Below are 19,291 nucleotides of genomic sequence, written 5' to 3' on the forward strand. Positions count from 1 at the left end.
CGCCGGCCTGGAGCTGCTGCTGCAGGGTCTGGGTGAAGGCGAGGGTGGTGGGATCGTCACCGAAGTTATGGACGACGGCGGCGCCGCGCCTTTGGTGGTGGTGCATCCGGGCGCCACAGATCCCCGCCGCCGCTGGCCGGCTGGGCGGTTTGCTGAACTTGCGGCGGCGTGCGCCGCGGACGGGCTCCGGGTTGTTGTCGTCGGGGACGGGAGCGAACAGGGACTGGCCGCAGAGATCGCGGAGCAGGCAGCCTCCGCCCACGTCCGTTCCCTGGCGGGGGACCTGGATATGGGCGGACTTGTGGCGCTCCTGGCCAGCGCTGATGTGGTTGTTGGCAACGACAGCGGCCCCCGGCACCTCGCCCAGGCACTGGGAGTCCCCACTGTTGGAATTTTCTGGGCGGGCAACGTCATCAACGCCGCGGCGCTGGGCAGGAGCCTGCACCGCATCCACGCATCCTGGGTCACCGCCTGCCCTTCCTGCGGGATAGACGTCACCCAGGTTGGCTGGACGGCGCCCAGGTGCCCGCACAACGATTCACTGGTGGCCGATGTTGCAGTGCGGGATGTCTACGAGGACGTGCGGAGCCTGGCCGCCACCGAACTGCCGGAAGGAGACGCATGAGCGGCGGGGAACTCCTCGCCCACGCCGCGCCCGGGAATCAGGGCGGCGGAAGACCGGAACTCCTGGTGCTTCGGGCACTGAAGCTGGGGGACCTGCTGGTGGCCGTGCCTGCCCTTAAGGCCCTTCGCCGCGCCTACCCTGGGCATCGGCTGCGGTATGCGGCGCAGGGATGGCTGTCCGAGGCACTGGGACTGGTGGGCGGCTACGAGCTGCTGCCCACCCATGGCCTGGACGAGCCGCTGGCCGTGGAACCCGGCGTGGTGGATGTCGCAGTGAACCTGCACGGCAGTGGTCCCGAGAGCCAGGGTCGGATTGAGGCATTGCAGGCGCGGCGAACCATCGGGCACCGGAGCGAACACCGGGACGGGCCGCCGTGGCGTGCCAGGCTGCATGAAAGGGAGCGCTGGGCCGCGCTCCTGGAGTGGCACGGCATCGAAGCTGATCCGCTCGACATCCAGCTGAATACGCCCCATCAGCCCAGCCCCGTTCCCGCAGCCAGCGTTCTGCATGTCGGGGCGGCCTATGGCAGCCGCCTCTGGCCTGCTGAGCGGTTCGCCGCCGTTGCGTCTGCGCTCGCCGTGGCCGGGCACAATGTCGTCTTTACGGGCGGCAGCCAGGAACGGGAGCGTGCAGTGGAGGTATGCCGGCAGTCCGGCCTGTCCGGCGACGCGGTGCTGGCCGGAAGGCTGGGATTGGGGGAGTTCGCTGCCACCATCGCAGCGGCCCGGCTGGTGATCTCCGCGGATACCGGGGCCGCGCACCTGGCCTCCGCGTACGGGACGCCGTCGGTGGTGCTGTTTGGGCCTGCTCCGCCCGAAATCTGGGGCCCGCCCCCGGGTCCGCATATAGTCCTGACCCGGGCTGAGCTGCGGCGGGGTGACACGTTTGCCCACCACCCGGACCCTGCCCTGCTGGCGGTCACCGTGCAGGATGTCCTGGCCGCAGTGGGGGAACTGGGCGTCCTGTAGAGCTCCCTGGACCCGGCGAAATCGAACTGGGACTCGTCTCTCTGTGCACGCCTGCACGGCCTAAAATATTAGCTATGGGCACTGAGCTGGAAATTGCCTTGGTGTTGTCCACGGCGTTCCTTTGGGTCACGGGCACATTCGCAATTTTGTCCGCGATTGACCGCCCGGAGAGGAAAGCCCGCCGCCGGGAGCGCAGGGCCAGCCGGGCCAGTGAGCGCCGCGTCCTGTACAGGCCGGCAGTCAGGGGTTCGCGGCTCGCAGAAGGCGCCAGCCCCCCACGGAGACTTCATCCGCATTGACACTGCCAGACGGTGCCGGGCCTGCGGGCACAGGCAGACTGTCGGCCGCGCCCTTGCCCATTGTCCTCCCAGTCCACACCGGTAGGATCGCTTCAAGCTACAAACCCAATACACGTCCCGGGGGTTGGTCCATCCATGTTTCGTAGCACGCGATCTGTGAGGCATCTGCTGGCCGCCGGAATGGCAACCCTGAGCCTGTTAGTCCTTGCCGCCTGCGGATCTCCCGAGGAAAAGTCCGTACATTTCACCGCCGCCGGAGATATCGGCCTGGGCGAGGGTGCCCTGGCGGTGCTGGACACGGTGGCCGAACTGAAGCCGGACTTCAACATCGCGCTGGGTGATTTCCCCTATGAGCCCGGTGCCGACCAGGAATTCTGCGACATGGTTACCGGGAAGCTGGGAGCGGACTTCCCTTACCAGCTGCTGCCTGGAAACCATGAGAGTGACGGCTCTGACGGCGACATCAAGAAGTTGGCGGCATGCCTGCCTAACAGGCTTCCCGGACTGCAAGGCGACTACGCGGAGCAGTGGTTCGTCGACGTTCCGCAGGAAGAACCCCTGGCGCGGATCATCGTGGTTTCACCTGGCATCGAATTTCCGGATGGCAAACTCGACTACTCAAAGGGCAGCGATCGGTGGAACTGGACGGAAAAGGCAATCGACGGAGCGCGGGCGGAGAACATCCCCTGGACAGTGGTGGCCATGCATACGCCCTGTTTCACGATGGGCCGGTATGCCTGCGCAGCGGGGGAGTCACTCACCAACTTGCTGATCAGCAAGAAGGTGGACGTGGTTCTCAACGGCCATGAGCACCTGTACCAGCGGACACACCAACTCGGCTTCAGTGACCGGTGTGAGTACATGACAGTCAAAACCGTCGAGAAGAGATGCGTGGTGGACACCGGAGACGCCATGACCCAAGGCAGGGGAACGGTCTTCATCACTGTGGGCATTGGGGGGCGGACACCCCGCGAAATCAATCGCGACGACCCCGAGTCGCACTATTTCGCATCCTGGTCAGCCGGTAACCACAATTCGACCCTCGGGACGCTGGATGTGACCGCAACCACCAGCCGCATGGACGTGAAACTTGTCCCGGCGGACGGCTACACCTTCTCTGATTCCTTCAGCATCCGGAAGTAACCACGGACGCAGGGTTCGCCACAAACAGCAAAGCCGGGAACTAAGTCCGGGCGGTGAGTGGAGCCGGCGACGGCTGGGGGGCGAGCGCACGTGGTCTCAGGCGTACGCTCTCGTCGCCGGCTCCGTGAACCACATTAGGATCTGCGTGCCGCGGGCACACGAGTAGTTGGTACCTGCTTTGAAAGGGCCCCGTACGCGCCCCCCCTTTGCCAGCAACCGGCCCAGGGGGCAGTGACACAAAGAAGCCCCGGAAAATCAATGATTTTCCGGGGCTTCCCTTTGTGCGCGGAGGGGGACTTGAACCCCCACCCCCTTTCGAGGACTAGCACCTCAAGCTAGCGCGTCTGCCATTCCGCCACCCGCGCAGGTGGTAATTCGGAAACCGTTTCCGCCTTTCAGCGTTTCGCGTTTCTCCGAAGCAGCGAGAAAAACTCTAACACGACTTTTCCTGAAACATCGAATCGGGCCAAGTGGGTAGGCTGAGGGCAGTGCATCAGTACTGCACCAGCCAGTCATTTCCCAGTGAGGAGCCCTCCATGCCTGACGTCCTGCCCGAGGATGAAGTTGTCCGGATCTGCCAGGAACTCATCCGGATAGACACCTCGAACTTCGGTGACGGGTCGGGCCCGGGGGAGCGTGCCGCGGCAGAGTATGCCGCCGGGCTTATCGAGGAAGTCGGCATGGAGGCCGAAATCTTTGAGTCTGCTCCGGGGCGGGCCAACGTGGTCACCCGCATGGCCGGTGAGGACCCGTCCGCCAGCGCCCTCGTGGTGCACGGCCACCTCGACGTGGTCCCGGCGCTTCGGGACCAGTGGTCTGTGGACCCGTTCGGCGCGGAACTGAAGGACGGGCTGATCTGGGGACGCGGCGCCGTCGACATGAAAGACATGGACGCCATGATCCTTGCCGTGCTGCGGGGATTCGCCCGGACAGGCAGGAAGCCCAAGCGGGACATCATCTTCGCCTTCTTCGCGGACGAGGAGGCGGGCGGCGCCTACGGTGCCCGCTACGCCGTGGACAAGCGCCCGGAACTGTTCGAGGGTGCCACCGAGGCGATCTCCGAGGTGGGCGGGTTCTCTGCCACTATCGGCGGCCAGCGGACGTACCTCCTCCAGACGGCCGAGAAGGGCATCTCGTGGTTGCGGCTCGTTGCCCACGGCAGGGCGGGACACGGCTCGCAGATCAGCACGGACAACGCCGTGACGCGGCTGGCCGGAGCCGTGACGCGCATCGGGGAGTACAAGTGGCCCATTGAGCTGACCCCCACAACCCGCCAGTTCCTGGACGGCGTGACGGAACTCACGGGCGTGGAGTTCGATGCAGACAACCCGGACATTCTGCTGAGCCAGCTGGGGACCGTAGCCCGGTTCGTGGGGGCAACACTCCAGAACACCACCAACCCCACGCTGCTCAAGGGCGGCTATAAGCACAACGTCATTCCGGAGTCCGCGGAGGCGCTGATCGACTGCCGCACCCTGCCCGGCCAGCAGGAGCACGTCCTGGAAATCGTCCGCGACCTGGCCGGCACGGGCGTCGACGTCAGCTACGTCCACCAGGACGTCTCCCTGGAGGTGCCCTTCGCAGGCAACCTGGTGGATTCCATGATCGACGCCCTGCACTCCGAGGACCCTGGCGCCAAGGTCCTGCCCTACACCCTCTCCGGCGGCACAGACAACAAATCGCTGAGCAGGCTCGGCATCACCGGCTACGGCTTTGCGCCCCTGATGCTGCCGGATGAGCTGGACTTCACCGGCATGTTCCACGGCGTGGATGAGCGGGTTCCCGCGGATTCCCTGAAGTTCGGTGCACGGGTCCTCAACACCCTGCTTACCAACTACTGAGCGGGCCGCCATGACCCCCGAGGAAGTCCTGCCCCACGCCCTCTTGGAGCAGATCCGCGGCCGTGCCGCCGGTTACGACCGGGAGAACGCGTTCTTCCATGAGGACCTTGCGGAGCTTGTAGAGGCCGGTTACCTGAAGATGTTCGTGCCAGCGGACGACGGCGGCCTGGGCTTTGGCCTCGAAGCGGCGGCACAGTGCCAGCGCAGGCTGGCTACGGCTGCGCCAGCCACGGCACTGGCCGTGAATATGCACCTGGTGTGGACCGGCGTCGCGCATGTCCTCAAAGCCCGCGGTGACAGCTCCCTCGACTTCGTCCTCAAGGAAGCGGCGAAGGGCGAGATTTTCGCGTTCGGCAACTCCGAGGCCGGTAACGATTCGGTCCTGTTCGATTCGCGGACCACAGCTATGCCCTTGCCCGGCGGCGGCTACTCCTTCACGGGGACCAAAATCTTCACCAGCCTCTCGCCGGCGTGGACCCGGCTGGGGATTTTCGGCAAGGACCCGGACGGCCGGGATGGGGAAGGCGAGCTGGTCCACGGCTTCATCACCCGGGAAACGCCCGGATACCGCATCGTGGACGACTGGGACACCCTGGGCATGCGGGCCAGCCAGTCCAACACCACCATCCTTGATGGGGCCACTGTTCCGCCGGAACGGATCTTCCGCAGGATCCCCGTCGGCCCCAGCAGGGACCCGCTGATCTTCGCTATCTTCGCCTGTTTCGAGACGCTGCTCGCAGCCGTCTACACGGGCCTGGGGGAGCGCGCCCTCGCCGTGGGCGTGGACACGGTAAAGCGGCGCACCTCATTCAAGAACAACGGACGCAGCTACGCGCAGGATCCGGACATCCGCTGGAAGGTTGCAGCGGCGGCCATGGCCATGGACAGCCTGTATCCGCAGTTGGCCTCTGTGGCCGCTGAGGTGGACGGACTCGTGGACCACGGACCGCAGTGGTTCCCAAAGCTGGTGGGGCTGAAGGTGAACGCCACGGAGACTGCGCGGCGTGTTGTGGACCTGGCCATCCGCGTCAGCGGGGGATCGAGCTATTTCCGCGGCTCAGAACTGGAGCGTCTCTACCGCGACGTACTGGCAGGCATGTTCCATCCGTCCGATGACGAGTCCGCCCACAACACCGTTGCCAACGCCTGGCTGGGACCGCTGGAAGGCTAGACCGTCCGCTGGACCTGCAGCACCCGCCGGCGCAGCCAAAAGCGGCGGCCCCCGCCCACGTAGAGCTTGCTGCGTTCGAGCTCCCACTTGCCGTACTCGGAATGTTCCACCAGGCGGCGCCGTGCCTCATGCAGTGAATCATCAGGACTGACCGTCAGTACGAGGTACTCGTACTGCCTCAAATAGTCCCGTTCCCGCTGGACCGAGCTGGTGAGAAATTGTTCCTTCATTGCTCTCCATTTTCGTCCTTTTCCGGCTAACGTGAAGTCATGAGCATCGATCCGCGTGTCGCGCTTCAGTCCTTGACCACCGCTATGGAAGAACACCTTATAGCAGCATCCAACCGCCGCGGAGATGGTGACCCCTCCGTGGAGGCGGCGTTCTTTGCGGTCGCAGACGCCTTCGAAGTTTATGAAGATGCGCTCTATGAGGCCTACAACGAGGTAACGCCGCTCCAGGTCTTTGATGACGAGGACGACGAGGACGAGGAAAGCGACGTGGATGACGACGAGGACCTGGAGATTGTCCAGGAGTAGGGCCGCAGACTTACAGCGGCGCTGAAACATCCTCAAGGGCCCGGGCAATTTCGGGCGGCAGCGGTGTGAGCTGCGCGTCCAACAGCTCTTTCAGCTGCGCGGGCGTTCGAGGACCCACAATGGCGGTGGCCACGCCGTGCTGGGACAGGAGCCAACTGAGGGAGACGTCCTGCGGAGTCCGCCCCAGGCCCTTGGCCGCCATGCATACGGCCTCCACGGTCCGGGACGGCTTCTCCTCCAGGTAGGGCTCCACGTACCCGGCTTCGGCCGCTGATGCGGCCCGGGATCCGGAGGGGATGCTGCCGCGGTACTTGCCGGTCAGCACGCCGCGGCCCAGCGGCGCCCAGGCCATAAGGCCCAGGCCTGCGTCTTCCGCCGCGGGGATGAGTTCAGCTTCGGGGCGGCGCTGCAGGAACGAGTACTCGGACTGGACCGCTACCAGTGGGAACCCGGCAACCGCAGCCGCCTTGGCCGTCTGCCACCCGTTGAAGTTGGAAACGCCCGCATACCGTGCCCTGCCGGTACGGACCGCGAATTCCAGCGCGGACAGGGTTTCGTCCAGCGGAACGTTGGCGTCCCAGGCCTGGGCAAACCAGATATCCACGTAATCGGTGCCCAACCGGGCCAAACTCGCGTCAAGTCCGGTGAGCATGGCATTCCGCGAGGTGTCCACGCCGCGCCGGCCATCCGGCGTCGTCATCCCCGCTTTGGTCGAGATGGAAATCTCCGTCCGCGCCACGACGTCGCCCAGCAGTGAGCCGATCATTGCCTCCGACCTGCCGCCGGCGTAGGACGCGGCAGTATCAACGTGCCGGCCGCCCGCGTTAAGGAAGGTGCGCAGAAGTTCCGAGGCGTCCTGTTCGTCGGTTTCGCCGGCCCAGCCCATGGTGCCGAGGGAAAGGGCGGACACACGCAATCCACTGTTGCCGACGTAACGCTGCTGCATAGCAGCAAGCTTACGGGCAGAACCGTCACTGCCTATGACGTAGGGTCTTAGCGTGAACTGGTTTGAGGCGGCCCTGCTGGGCCTAGTGCAGGGACTGACCGAATTTCTACCGATTTCATCAAGTGCGCATCTTCGGATTGTGGGGCAATTCCTGCCCAATGCGGCTGACCCGGGGGCAGCGTTCACAGCCATCACCCAGTTGGGCACCGAGACCGCGGTCCTGGTCTATTTCTGGCGGGACATTGTCCGGATCGTTAAGGGTTGGACGGGTTCGCTGACCGGGAAGGTATCGCGGCAGGACCCGGACGCCCGGATGGGCTGGCTGGTCATCCTGGGCAGCCTTCCAATCATCATTCTGGGCCTTCTGTTCCAGGACCAGATCGAGTCCGTGCTCCGCAGCATGTGGATCGTTGCCACCATGTTGATAGTCTTTGGGCTTTTCCTTGCCGTTGCGGACGCTATCGGCAGGCAGGAACGGGACCTCAGCAGGCTGACCTACAAGCACGGCATCCTCTATGGCTTCGCACAGGCCCTGGCCCTGATTCCCGGCGTTTCCAGGTCCGGAGGCACCATCACGGCCGGCCTCCTGATGGGCTACACCCGCGAGGCCGCCGCGCGTTATTCCTTTCTTCTTGCCATCCCTGCGGTGTTCGGCAGCGGGTTCTACCAGCTCTACAAGACGGTCACCAATGAGGGCATCGCCGGCCCGTACGGGCTGCCGGAAACCGCCCTGGCCACGATGATCGCCTTCGTTGTGGGATACGTCATCATCGGCTGGTTCCTGAAGTTCGTGTCCACCCGCAGCTACCGCTTGTTCGTCTGGTACCGGATCTTCCTTGGGCTGGCCCTGTACCTCCTGCTCGGTTTCAATGTCATCAGCGCCTAGCACTAGGCTTGGTGTGTGAAATCCTGGATATCCCGCCCCGTTCCTGACGTGCCCGGAAGCATGCCCGCCATCCGGCTGTTCGACACAGCGGTGCGCCGCGAGGTGGTACTGGAGAACGAGGACAGGCCTTCCATGTATGTCTGCGGCATCACGCCGTACGACGCCACCCACATGGGGCACGCATCCAGCTACGTGGCTTTTGACCTCCTGAACCGCGCCTGGCGGGACTCCGGCCGTGAGGTTTCCTATGTGCAGAACGTCACGGATGTTGACGATCCGCTCCTGGAACGTGCCGAGGCGACGGGTGTTGACTGGCGGGACCTGGCTGCCGGCCAGATCGAGCTTTTCCAAGCGGACATGGAGGCACTCAACGTCCTGCCGCCGGACCACTATGTGGGCGCCGTGGAGTCCATTGGGCTGATCGTCCCGGAAGTGGAACGGCTTGTGAGCCTGGGGCTGGCCTACACAGTGCAGGGCAGCAATGGCGAGCCTGACGGGGACGTCTATTACGACGTCGAGGCGGCGGGCAAGCAGTCCGTCGCACCTGATGCGTGGACGCTGGGATGCATCTCCGGGCTCGCAGAGAGCGAGATGCTCGAGCTCTTCGCGGAACGCGGCGGCGATCCCGGACGGGCCGGCAAGCGGCAGGCACTGGACCCGCTGCTGTGGCGCGTGGCCCGCGAAGGCGAACCGAGCTGGCCCGGCGGCAGCCTGGGAGCAGGGAGGCCCGGCTGGCATATTGAATGCACGGTCATCGCGCAGAAGTACCTGCCTTCACCCTTCACCGTCCAGGGCGGCGGTTCGGACCTCATCTTCCCGCACCACGAAATGGGCGCCGGGCACGCCTACTCGCTTGCGGGTGTTCCGCTGGCAAAGCACTACGCCCACGCCGGCATGGTGGGCCTCGACGGCGAGAAGATGAGCAAGTCCAAGGGAAACCTGGTGCTCGTGTCGAAACTCCGGGCGGCGGGGGAGGACCCCGCCGCGATCCGCCTTGGCATCCTCGCCCACCACTACCGCTCCGACTGGGCCTGGACCAACGAAGGGTTCGAGGAGGCAAAGGCCACACTGGCTGCCTGGCGCCGGGCCCTGGGCCAGGCCCCCACAGGCTCTGCCGCCCCCCTGGTGGCCGAGATGCGCGCAGCGCTTGCCGCCGACCTCAACGCTCCTGCCGCCGTCGTGGCGGTTTCCCGCTGGGCGGAGCTTGCAAAGGCCGACGGCGGACCTGCAAGTCCTGCCGACCAGGCCCAAGTCAAGGATGCGGTGGACGCCCTGCTGGGAGTGCTTCTCTAAATCACCGTCCAGGGCATGAGGCAGCGCCCTCTTGCAGGGAACTGCCGGTCAGGGCCGGTCCTGGCCCCGACGCTTGAGGTAACGCTCGAATTCGCGGGCAATCGATTCGCCAGTGGCTTCCGGGAGATCGGCCGTGTCCTTTGCTTCCTCGAGCTGCCGGACGTAGGCCGCGATTTCGGGATCCTCCGTGGCCAGTTCGTCCACGCCCCGCTCCCACGCGTCCGCTTCCTCAGCCAGCTCGTGCGTGTCCAGGGGAACCTGGAGCAGTTCCTCAATCCGGTGCAGGAGTGCCAGCTGGGCTTTCGGCGACGGCGCCTGGGCAACATAGTGCGGGACGGCGGCCCACAGCGAAACCGTGGGGATGCCTGCCAGCAGTGCCACCTCGGACAGCACGCCGACGATGCCCACCGGGCCTTCATACTGGGAGGCTTCCAGGTTCATCCGTTCGCGCAGCGGGGCATCGTCCGACGAGGTGCTCACCGGAATCGGCCTGCTGTGCGGAACATCCGCCAGCAGGGCTCCCACCAGGACAACATAGTCAACGTTCAGCGCTTCGGCATGGACCAGCAGTTCCGCGGTATAGGCGCGCCATTTATAGGACGGCTCCGTGCCCTGGACAAAGATGACGTCCACGTTGGAGTCCGGAGCGCTTGCTTTATAGATACGGGTGGAAGGCCATTTGATCTTGCGTTCACCGGCTGCGTTCCGGCGCACTGTGGGGCGCGTGAACTGGAAGTCGTAATACTCGTCGGCGTCGATGGAGGCCACTTTCTTGCCGCCCCACAATTTGTTCAGGTAGCGCAGGGAGTCGCTGGCCGCTTCCCCCGCGTCATTCCAGCCTTCAAAGGCGGCAAGCATCACTGTCACGCGCTGTCCGTCAGCTGCCGGCTGCAGGAACCGCTCCTGTTCGGGCCCGGCACCCGGTTCTGTGGTGTCTCCCTCGAAGCTATTCATTTCTTCACCCTACGTCCAAGGACCGCGGCTTTGCATTGAATGAAGCGCCGAAACATCATGCAGAAGCAGCGCCGGCGGTGCCGGAGAGCGCGATATTCGCCGAGGGCGTAGCCATCAGCCGGCGCCCAGGCAGTCCCCGTAGACTGAGGGCATGCGATTGCCAGCCGACAGTTCCCCGCTCAAAGCCGTCCTGTGGGACATGGACGGGACGATCGTTGATACGGAGCCCTACTGGATCGCCGCCGAACACGCGCTGGTGGAAGCCCACGGCGGGACGTGGTCCCATGACCAGGCCATGCAGCTGGTTGGGCAGTCGCTGACTTTTTCCGCCGGGCTCCTCCAGAATGCCGGCGTGGAGCTGGAAATCCGGGACATCATCGATAGCCTCACCGGCTCGGTGGTCAGCAGCGTCCAGCGCAAGGTGCCGTGGCGGCCGGGTGCACGCGAACTCCTTGAGGAACTCCACCTCGCCGGTGTCCGGTGCGCACTGGTCACCATGTCCGAGGGCCCGCTGGCCAGGCAGGTGGTGGCCAGCCTTCCACGGCAGTACTTCGAGGTCCTGGTAACAGGGGACACCGTAGCCCAAGGCAAACCACACCCCGAGGCGTACCTGACCGCCGTCGAATGGCTGCAGGACGCAGACCCGGACCTGGGCCTGCACCACTGCGTCGCTTTGGAGGACTCGGTGCCCGGCGTCACCGCGGCCGTGGCATCCGGCGTGGCAACCGTGGCAATTCCCCATATTGTTCCGCTGCCCGAGGATGAGCGCTACACCCTGTGGGATTCCCTGGCAGGCCGCACCGTGACCGACCTCGAATCGCTCCTCCTCGGCGGCCCGGAGCTTCACCGGTCCGCTGAACCGGCCAGGCCGCTTGGGGACCGCCGGTGACCGAGACCACTGTCCCGGCCAGGCGCGAAGGCATTCCGCTGGGCCGGATTGCCGGCGTCCCGGTGGTGCTGGCCTATTCCTGGTTCATCATTGCCGCCTTCACGGTCATCGTGTACGGACCCGTCCTGGCCCGGCAGAACCCTGCCCTCGGCGTCAGTGCCTACATCGTGGCGTTCGCCTACGCCGTGCTGCTTCTCGTCTCGGTCCTGGTCCACGAGCTCGCCCACGCCCTGACGGCAAAAATCTACGGCTGGCCCACGCAGAAGATCGTGCTCAACCTGTGGGGCGGGCACACCCAGTTTGAGAGCTTCACCGCGTCGCCGGGACGGTCCGTCCTCGTGGCCCTCGCCGGGCCGGCTGCGAACTTCATCCTGGCCGGAGGAGCCTGGCTGCTGCTCAGCACGGCAAGCATGGGCAGCGTTGCCGAGATTCTCACCAACATCTTTATGTGGGCCAACTTCCTCATTGCCATCTTCAACGTGCTCCCGGGCCTTCCGCTGGACGGCGGACGGCTGGTCGAATCTGCAGTGTGGAAGGCCACGGGCAGCCAGGCCAAGGGCACGGTGGCGGCCGGGTGGGGAGGGCGCATCATCGTCGTCGCCATCGGTTACTGGTTCGTTGCCAGACCGCTCCTTGCCGGTGATGCTCCTGATTTCAGCCTGCTGATGATCACCGTACTGGTAGGTGGCTTCCTCTGGATGGGCGCCTCAGCATCCATCCAGCAGGGAACCCTCCGGGGCCGGCTCCACCTGGTCAGCGCGGCAGGGCTTTCGACCCCCGCCGCCGGCCTGCCTTCAACGGCCACAGTGAAGGATGCCCTCCAGTACAGTGGCGGGGGAGCGACGACACTGGTGGTCTGCGGACCGGGCGGCCGGCCGGAGGCAGTTGTGGATTCGGCCGCATTGTCCTCGGTTCCTGTCCACGCCGCGGCGTCGACCCCCATCACCGCCGTCTCCTATGCCCTGGCTCCCGGCGCATACGTCCCCGAATGGTCCAAGGGGCAGGAGCTGCTCCAGTTCCTGTCCCAGCTGGAAGGACGGCACTACGCCGTCGTAGACCATAACGGCAAGGTGACCGGGCTGCTTTCCCAGGACGCTGTCCTGGCCGCCATCACCGGAAAACCGCGTCGGCCCGATACGCGCCGGCAGGACCAAAACCGGTAGAGTTACCTGCCGGCCGGTGCATTGCCGCCGCGCACGCCGGAATGTTTCCACACCACATGCAGGCGCAACAGTTTTACAGGAGCGAGGAAAGTCATGAGCAGCGAAACCGCCGTCAACGAAGCCACAGGAGCAGCGGTCCCGGCCGGGGCTGCAACCGGCGGCTCGCAGCCGGTGGGCGCCGCCCGGCGCCGGGGTCCCTTCCGCGAAGGCGAGCGTGTCCAACTGACGGACGAACGCGGCCGCATGAACACCATCACCCTCGAAAGCGGCGGGGCATTCCACACCCACCGCGGCTTCCTTAACCACGACGACATCATCGGCAAGGTGGACGGCTCAGTCGTCGTGAACAACGTTGGGCAGCAGTACCAGACCCTGCGCCCCCTGCTGTCCGATTTTGTGCTTTCCATGCCGCGCGGCGCCGCCGTCGTCTACCCCAAGGACGCCGGGCAGATCGTTACCATGGCGGACATCTTCCCCGGCGCCCGCGTGGTGGAAGCTGGTGTTGGGTCCGGGGCCCTGTCCATCTCGCTGCTCCGAGCCGTTGGCGACAACGGCTACCTGCACTCCTTCGAACGGCGTGAAGAGTTCGCTGACATCGCCCGCGGCAACGTCGAGACGATATTTGGCGGCCCGCACCCGGCCTGGCAGGTATCGCTGGGCGACTTCCAGGAAGAGGTTGTCCGGAGCGAGGCGCCGGGTTCCGTGGACCGCGTTGTGCTGGACATGCTGGCGCCCTGGGAATGCCTGGATGCCGTGGCGACGGTGCTCGCCCCGGGCGGCGTCTGGATCAATTACGTTGCCACCGTCACCCAGCTTTCGCGCACTGCCGAAGCCATCCGGGCGGACGGCCGTTTCACGGAGCCCGACGCCTGGGAGTCAATGGTGCGCGGCTGGCACCTGGAGGGGCTCGCCGTCAGGCCGGACCACAGGATGGTGGCCCATACGGGCTTCCTGCTGGTCACGCGGCGGCTGGCCGACGGCGTTACCGGTATCTCCGTCAAGCGGCGCCCCTCCAAGACCGACTTCAACGAAGAGGACGTCAACGCGTGGACGCCCGGTGCTGTGGGGGAGCGGCAGGTCTCCGACAAGAAGCTCCGGCGCGCAGCCCGGGACGCCATCGCGGGCACCAACGTCAAGGACGATCCCGAGGTCACGAACTAGTCCACATTTCGGGAGTCTCCATCCCTACCTGCCGTCTTGGGGCTAATGTCTTAATAGAAGCGCAGGAAGGGGCTGATACATCATGGAGACACCAAACCAGGACTCCGGACGTACACCGGCAGAGCAGTCTGCCGCCAACGACCTCTCGGTTGCAGACCGCCAGGTCAACATCCTCCGGGACAAGCTCAGGCACATAGACCGCCAGCTGGCTGCGGCAACGCAGAACAACACCAAGCTGGTCAGCATGCTTGAAACCGCGAAGGCCGAAATCCTCCGGCTGAAGAACGCCCTGGACCAGGAAGGACAACCGCCCTACAGCTTCGGAACCATACTCCAGCTGAATCCAAAACGGCAGCCGTCACCTGGCAGCAGCGGGCAGGCGGCCACCGAGGAATCTGTGGACATCTTCAACGCCGGCCGGAAGATGCGCGTTGGCATCAGCCCCCTGGTGAACATGAACCAGCTGGCCGTGGGCCAGGAGGTCCTCCTGAACGAGGCGCTCCTCGTCGTCGCCGGGCTCGGCTATGAGCGCGCGGGAGAACTTGCCACGCTCAAGGAGATGCTGGGAGCGGACCGTGCCCTCGTGGTGGGGCGCGCCGATGAAGAGCGGGTCGTCCGGCTTTCCGGTGCGCTCCTGGCCGAAAAGCTCCGGGTGGGTGATGCCCTTTCCATTGACTCCAGGACCGGATACGCCCTTGAAAAAGTGCCGCGATCAGAGGTGGAGAACCTGGTCCTGGAGGAAGTCCCGGACATCACGTATGAGGACATTGGCGGCCTGGGGCCCCAGATCGAGCAGATCCGCGACGCCGTCGAACTGCCCTTCCTCCACCCCGACCTGTACCGCGAGCACGGCCTCAAGGCGCCCAAGGGCATCCTGCTCTACGGCCCTCCCGGCTGCGGCAAGACGCTCATTGCCAAGGCCGTCGCCAACTCACTGGCTGCCCGGGCCGCGGAGCGTTCCGGCAAGGTGGACCTCAAGAGCTACTTCCTGAACATCAAGGGCCCGGAACTCCTCGACAAGTACGTCGGTGAAACCGAGCGGCACATCCGGCTGATCTTTTCCAGGGCACGCGAAAAAGCCTCGGACGGCAGCCCCGTTGTGGTGTTTTTCGATGAGATGGATTCCCTCTTCCGCACCCGCGGCACCGGAATCTCGTCCGACGTCGAAACGACCATCGTGCCGCAGCTGCTCAGTGAGATCGACGGCGTGGAGCGGCTGGACAACGTGATTGTCATCGGTGCGTCAAACCGTGAGGACATGATCGATCCGGCTATCCTCAGGCCGGGCAGGCTGGACGTCAAGGTCAAGATTCACCGTCCCGACGCCGAGGCCGCCGCCGATATCTTCAACAAGTACATCACCCCCGACCTGCCGTTCCATGAATCGGACCTGGCAGAGCATGACGGCGATGTGCAGGCCACGGTGGACGCCATGGTCCAGCGGACGGTGGAAGCCATGTACTCCACCGACAAGTCCAACGAGTTCCTGGAGGTCACCTACGCCAACGGGGACACCGAGATGCTCTATTTCAAGGACTTCAACTCCGGCGCCGTAGTGCAGAACGTGGTGGACCGGGCCAAGAAGTACGCCATCAAGGATCTCCTGACCACCCACCAGAAGGGACTGCGGATCGAGCACCTGCTGCGCGCCGTCGTGGACGAGTTCCGCGAGCACGAGGACATGCCCAACACCACCAACCCTGATGACTGGGCACGGATCTCCGGCAAGAAGGGCGAACGGATCACCTACATCCGCACGATTGTCCAGGGCAAGGCGGGCCAGGAACCCGGCAAGTCCATCGAGACCATGCCGACAACAGGCCAGTATCTATGACCGCTGCACCGGAGCCCGCCGCCGGGGGAACCTTACCGGCCGGCGGGGCCATGCGGGTCATGGGCGCGGAAACCGAATATGGCATCCACGCCCCGTCCGCCCCCTCTGCCAATGCCACCATGATGAGCGCCCGGGTGGTCCAGGCCTATGCGCAGGTCACCCGCCAGCGCGCCGCCGGCGGCGCGGAGACCCGCTGGGACTACACGGACGAGGAGCCGCTGCACGACGCCCGCGGCTGGACGGTGGACCGCAGCTCCGCCCACCCAAGCCAGCTGACGGACCAGCCGCCGGTACTGGATGCGGAAGCGGTGGCGCTGGCCTACGGCCGCGAGGAACTTGAGCTGGACGGTCAGGACGAGTCCGGGACACTCCTGATGAACATGGTCCTGGGCAACGGTGCACGGCTGTATGTGGACCACGCGCATCCCGAGTACTCCAGCCCGGAGGTGACCAACCCCCGGGATGCCGTGAAATGGGACGCGGCCGGTGACCTCGTGGCACTGGCCGCCGTCCGCCGCCTGGCGGCAGATCCGGACCTTCCGCCGGTCAACCTCTACAAGAACAATACGGACAACAAATCCGTTTCCTACGGCTCCCATGAGAACTACCTCATGCCGCGCTCCGTGCCCTTCGGCGATATTGTGCGCGGGCTGACGCCTTTCTTCGTCAGCCGGCAAATCATGTGCGGGTCGGGCCGGGTGGGCATCGGCCAGGACAGCTCAACGCCGGGATACCAGATCAGCCAGCGCGCGGATTTCTTCGAGGCCGAAGTCGGACTGGAAACCACCATCCGCCGGCCCATCATCAACACCCGGGATGAGCCGCATGCCACCGCGGACAAGTATCGCCGCCTCCACGTCATTATCGGGGACGCCAACCTGAGCCAGGTCTCCAACTACCTGAAGTTCGGAACCACGGCGATGGTGCTCAGCCTCATCGAGGCAGGACTGGCACCGAAGGTCGAAGTGTTCGAGCCGGTCGCCGCCCTCCAGGCGGTGAGCCATGACACCACGCTTACGGCCAGGCTGCGGCTGCTCGACGGCAGGCGGGTCACCGCCCTTGACCTGCAATGGATGTACCACGAGGCCGCTGCCAAGCTGGCCCAGGATACCGGCGTTGGAGACAAGGTGGACGGCGACGGGCACACGCACGATGTCCTGGAACGCTGGGCCACCGTCCTGACCCAACTCGACAATGACCGGGCCGCTGCCGCTTCCTCGGTGGAATGGCTGGCCAAGCTGTCCCTCCTCGACGGGTACCGTGAACGTGACGGGCTGGAATGGAACGATGCCCGGCTGGGGCTCGTCGACCTCCAGTGGGCAGACATCAGGCCCGAAAAGGGACTCTATTACCGGTTCCTTGCCAGGAACCGGATACAGCGAATGCTTGAGGACGCGGCCATCGCGGCAGCAGTTTCCGAACCGCCGGCGGACACCCGGGCATTCTTCCGAGGCAGGTGCATCAGCAGCTTCGGCAAGGATGTGGTGGGCGCCAGCTGGGACTCCGTCATCTTCGACGTTCCGGGTTACGGGCGGCTCCAGCGCGTACCCACCAGGGAGCCACTCCGGGGAACCAAAGCCCTGACCGGAGCGTTATTCGAAAGCTACCGGGAGGCGGGACCGTTCCTGGCAGAGCTTTTGGGACATAACGCTCCGCCTGCGGCATAAACCGCCACCGGAAGCCCACACCGTGGCAGGATGGGCATATCGGAGGATCCGCCGGATCCGATGACGGATATAAGGAGGGGTAACAATGGCAGGCCAGGAGCAGCAGCAGCCGCAATCGCGCGACAGCCAGGTCGAAGAGGACATTCCCGAGGCACCGCCCGCGCCGCCGGAGGCACAGGCATCAGCATCGACTGAAGGCGTCGACGACCTCCTCGACGAGATCGACGGCGTCCTCGAATCCAATGCTGAAGAGTTCGTCCGGGCGTTCGTCCAAAAGGGCGGTCAGTAACCCGAATTCGGAGGCTGGCGGAAGCCGCGGAAGGCCCGAATCTGTACCGACGTTGAAGGACCACGTTCAAGGAGTGCATGAGTGCAGGAATCAACCGCCAACCAGGTAGCCGCCAACGCCACCTCGTCATTTACCGAACACCTGCAACGGGACCGGCCGGAGCTTCTTCCGTATAGCCGATCCCTCCAGGCAGGCGTGCCGGCGGCTGCCCCCTTGCAGGTTCCGCATGCCACCACCATCGTTGCGATGAGTTACGACGGCGGTGTGCTGATGGCGGGGGACAGGCGCGCCACCATGGGCAACGTCATAGCCAGCAGGCACATCGAAAAGGTCTTCCCCGCCGACCACTACTCCGTCCTGGGGATCGCCGGGACGGCGGGAATCGCCATCGACCTGACCAGGTTGTTCCAGGTGGAGCTTGAGCACTACGAGAAAATCGAGGGCACGCTCCTCAGCCTTGAAGGCAAGGCCAACAGGCTGGGCGCCATGATCCGGGGCAACCTTCCCCTTGCGATGCAGGGACTCGCTGTTGTGCCCCTCTTTGCCGGGTTCGACACCAGCGCCGGTGTTGGCAGGCTCTTCTCCTATGACGTCACCGGCGGCCGGTACGAGGAACGTGAACACCACACTGTTGGATCCGGTTCGGTTTTTGCCCGCGGTGCCCTGAAGAAGCTCTGGCGGCCCAACCTCACGGCCGCCGACGCCGTCGCCGTCGCGGTTGAGTCCCTCTACGACGCGGCCGACGACGACTCCGCCACCGGCGGTCCCGACACGGTGCGGCAGTTGTGGCCTGTCATCTACACCGTGGACGGTTCGGGCGCGCGGCGGGTGCCTGAAAGCGAGCTGGCTGCAGCATCGCGGAACGTGATCGAGGCGCGGACCATCGCTGGACGGGAGGCCTGAGATGACACAGCAGTTCTATGTTTCACCCGAACAGCTGATGAAGGACCGCGCGGATTTTGCCCGCAAAGGCATTGCCCGCGGCAGGTCCGTCGTGGTCATCAGCTGCGAGGACGGAATCGCCCTCGTCGCCGAGAACCCTTCACCGTCCCTGCATAAGATCGGCGAGATCTACGACAAAATCGCCTTCGCCGCCGTCGGAAAATACAACGAGTTCGAAAGCCTCCGCCAGGCCGGTGTGCGCTACGCCGATGTGCGCGGGTACTCCTACGACCGGGAGGACGTCACCGCCAGGGGACTGGCAAGCGTCTACGCGCAGAGCCTTGGAGCGGTGTTCACGGCGGAACAAAAGCCCTTCGAGGTGGAGCTGGCGGTAGCCGAGGTCGGCGCCACCCAGGCAGAAGACCACCTCTACCGGCTGACCTTTGACGGCTCCATCGCGGACGAACACTCCTTTGTTGTGATGGGCGGCCAGGCGGACAAAGTCTCCTCTGTCATTGGACAGGGCTGGCGCAGCTCACTGAACTTCGCAGACGCAGTGCGCCTTGCCATCACCGGCCTGGTTCCCCCGGGAGAGGCGGAAGAGCAGGCAAAATCACTTCCGGCAGGCGCGCTGGAAGTGGCAGTCCTGGACCGGCAATCAGAAACCACGCGCGGGTCCAGGCGCGCCTTCCGCCGGCTCAACGACGCGGACATCACTGCACTGCTGGCCTAGGAGGACTGGAC

19 protein-coding genes and 1 tRNA gene are annotated in these 19,291 nt (G+C 65.1%); 16 read left to right on the forward strand and 4 right to left on the reverse strand.

Translation table 11 applies throughout. The features are described 5' to 3' along the window. From ACKAE7_RS03440 to ACKAE7_RS03450, 3 genes are all read left to right on the forward strand, one after another. Positions 1-625: glycosyltransferase family 9 protein (locus tag ACKAE7_RS03440; RefSeq protein WP_408978516.1), on the forward strand; the 625-nt coding region annotated here is incomplete at its 5' end. Next, positions 622-1,593 (forward strand): glycosyltransferase family 9 protein, encoded by a 972-nt coding sequence (locus ACKAE7_RS03445; protein WP_188808917.1) that lies wholly within the window; start codon positions 622-624, stop codon positions 1,591-1,593. The genes ACKAE7_RS03440 and ACKAE7_RS03445, both read left to right, overlap by 4 nt. A gap of 455 nt (positions 1,594-2,048) precedes the next feature. Continuing rightward, positions 2,049-3,035: a metallophosphoesterase gene (locus tag ACKAE7_RS03450; protein WP_408978517.1), complete on the forward strand. Its 987-nt coding sequence runs from the start codon at positions 2,049-2,051 to the stop codon at positions 3,033-3,035. 282 nt (positions 3,036-3,317) lie between these two features. On the opposite strand, the gene ACKAE7_RS03455 is transcribed toward ACKAE7_RS03450, so the two are convergent. Beyond that, a tRNA-Leu gene (locus ACKAE7_RS03455) sits at positions 3,318-3,400 on the reverse strand. Between the two features lie 171 nt (positions 3,401-3,571). On the opposite strand from ACKAE7_RS03455, the gene ACKAE7_RS03460 reads away from it, so the two are divergent. Beyond that, positions 3,572-4,876 (forward strand): M20/M25/M40 family metallo-hydrolase, encoded by a 1,305-nt coding sequence (locus ACKAE7_RS03460; RefSeq protein WP_188729708.1) that lies wholly within the window; start codon positions 3,572-3,574, stop codon positions 4,874-4,876. Between the two features lie 10 nt (positions 4,877-4,886). After that, a complete protein-coding gene (locus ACKAE7_RS03465; protein WP_188808915.1) occupies positions 4,887-6,047 on the forward strand; it encodes an acyl-CoA dehydrogenase family protein in 1,161 nt (386 codons plus the stop codon). On the opposite strand, the gene ACKAE7_RS03470 is transcribed toward ACKAE7_RS03465, so the two are convergent. Further along, complete coding sequence (locus ACKAE7_RS03470) at positions 6,044-6,277, reverse strand: DUF5703 family protein (RefSeq protein ID WP_009358575.1); 234 nt, start codon at positions 6,275-6,277, stop codon at positions 6,044-6,046. The genes ACKAE7_RS03465 and ACKAE7_RS03470 overlap by 4 nt on opposite strands. 39 nt (positions 6,278-6,316) lie before the next feature. Here ACKAE7_RS03470 and ACKAE7_RS03475 point away from each other — a divergent pair, with 39 nt between their 5' ends. After that, positions 6,317-6,583: a hypothetical protein gene (locus ACKAE7_RS03475; RefSeq protein ID WP_104187157.1), complete on the forward strand. Its 267-nt coding sequence runs from the start codon at positions 6,317-6,319 to the stop codon at positions 6,581-6,583. A gap of 10 nt (positions 6,584-6,593) precedes the next feature. Here ACKAE7_RS03475 and ACKAE7_RS03480 read toward each other — a convergent pair whose 3' ends face one another. After that, positions 6,594-7,529, reverse strand: a complete 936-nt coding sequence (locus ACKAE7_RS03480; RefSeq protein WP_190611666.1) for an aldo/keto reductase — start codon at positions 7,527-7,529, stop codon at positions 6,594-6,596. Between the two features lie 52 nt (positions 7,530-7,581). On the opposite strand from ACKAE7_RS03480, the gene ACKAE7_RS03485 reads away from it, so the two are divergent. Next, on the forward strand, positions 7,582-8,415 hold the full coding sequence (locus ACKAE7_RS03485) for an undecaprenyl-diphosphate phosphatase (RefSeq protein ID WP_188808913.1): 834 nt from the start codon (positions 7,582-7,584) through the stop codon (positions 8,413-8,415). A 15-nt stretch (positions 8,416-8,430) separates the two neighbouring features. Further along, complete coding sequence (mshC, locus tag ACKAE7_RS03490; protein WP_408978518.1) at positions 8,431-9,708, forward strand: cysteine--1-D-myo-inosityl 2-amino-2-deoxy-alpha-D-glucopyranoside ligase; 1,278 nt, start codon at positions 8,431-8,433, stop codon at positions 9,706-9,708. Between the two features lie 48 nt (positions 9,709-9,756). Here the strand turns inward: mshC and ACKAE7_RS03495 are convergent, their stop codons facing one another. Then, positions 9,757-10,662: a PAC2 family protein gene (locus ACKAE7_RS03495; protein WP_188808911.1), complete on the reverse strand. Its 906-nt coding sequence runs from the start codon at positions 10,660-10,662 to the stop codon at positions 9,757-9,759. Positions 10,663-10,813: 151 nt separating this feature from the next. Here ACKAE7_RS03495 and ACKAE7_RS03500 point away from each other — a divergent pair, with 151 nt between their 5' ends. The 8 genes from ACKAE7_RS03500 to prcA all read left to right on the forward strand — a co-directional run bounded on the left by ACKAE7_RS03500 (position 10,814) and on the right by prcA (position 19,280). Beyond that, entirely contained in the window at positions 10,814-11,551 is a 738-nt protein-coding gene (locus ACKAE7_RS03500) for an HAD family phosphatase (protein ID WP_190611656.1), read from the forward strand. Next, positions 11,548-12,714, forward strand: coding sequence for a site-2 protease family protein (locus ACKAE7_RS03505; RefSeq protein WP_408978519.1), 1,167 nt, complete (start codon positions 11,548-11,550; stop codon positions 12,712-12,714). The genes ACKAE7_RS03500 and ACKAE7_RS03505 overlap by 4 nt, the downstream gene beginning before the upstream one ends. A 93-nt stretch (positions 12,715-12,807) precedes the next feature. Continuing rightward, positions 12,808-13,875, forward strand: a complete 1,068-nt coding sequence (locus ACKAE7_RS03510) for a tRNA (adenine-N1)-methyltransferase (RefSeq protein WP_408978520.1) — start codon at positions 12,808-12,810, stop codon at positions 13,873-13,875. 82 nt (positions 13,876-13,957) lie between these two features. Beyond that, positions 13,958-15,709, forward strand: coding sequence for a proteasome ATPase (arc, locus tag ACKAE7_RS03515; protein WP_104187141.1), 1,752 nt, complete (start codon positions 13,958-13,960; stop codon positions 15,707-15,709). Continuing rightward, entirely contained in the window at positions 15,706-17,376 is a 1,671-nt protein-coding gene (gene dop / locus ACKAE7_RS03520) for a depupylase/deamidase Dop (RefSeq protein ID WP_408978521.1), read from the forward strand. Before arc ends, dop begins: the two co-directional genes overlap by 4 nt. A gap of 85 nt (positions 17,377-17,461) precedes the next feature. Next, complete coding sequence (locus ACKAE7_RS03525; protein ID WP_104187137.1) at positions 17,462-17,665, forward strand: ubiquitin-like protein Pup; 204 nt, start codon at positions 17,462-17,464, stop codon at positions 17,663-17,665. Positions 17,666-17,746: 81 nt separating this feature from the next. Beyond that, complete coding sequence (prcB, locus tag ACKAE7_RS03530) at positions 17,747-18,568, forward strand: proteasome subunit beta (protein ID WP_190611651.1); 822 nt, start codon at positions 17,747-17,749, stop codon at positions 18,566-18,568. 1 nt (position 18,569) lies between these two features. Then, positions 18,570-19,280, forward strand: a complete 711-nt coding sequence (gene prcA, locus ACKAE7_RS03535; protein WP_104187133.1) for a proteasome subunit alpha — start codon at positions 18,570-18,572, stop codon at positions 19,278-19,280. The last annotated feature ends 11 nt before the right edge of the window (positions 19,281-19,291 follow it).

The organism is Pseudarthrobacter sp. NKDBFgelt, from assembly GCF_046097905.1.
GTDB classification, from domain to species: domain Bacteria; phylum Actinomycetota; class Actinomycetes; order Actinomycetales; family Micrococcaceae; genus Arthrobacter; species Arthrobacter polychromogenes.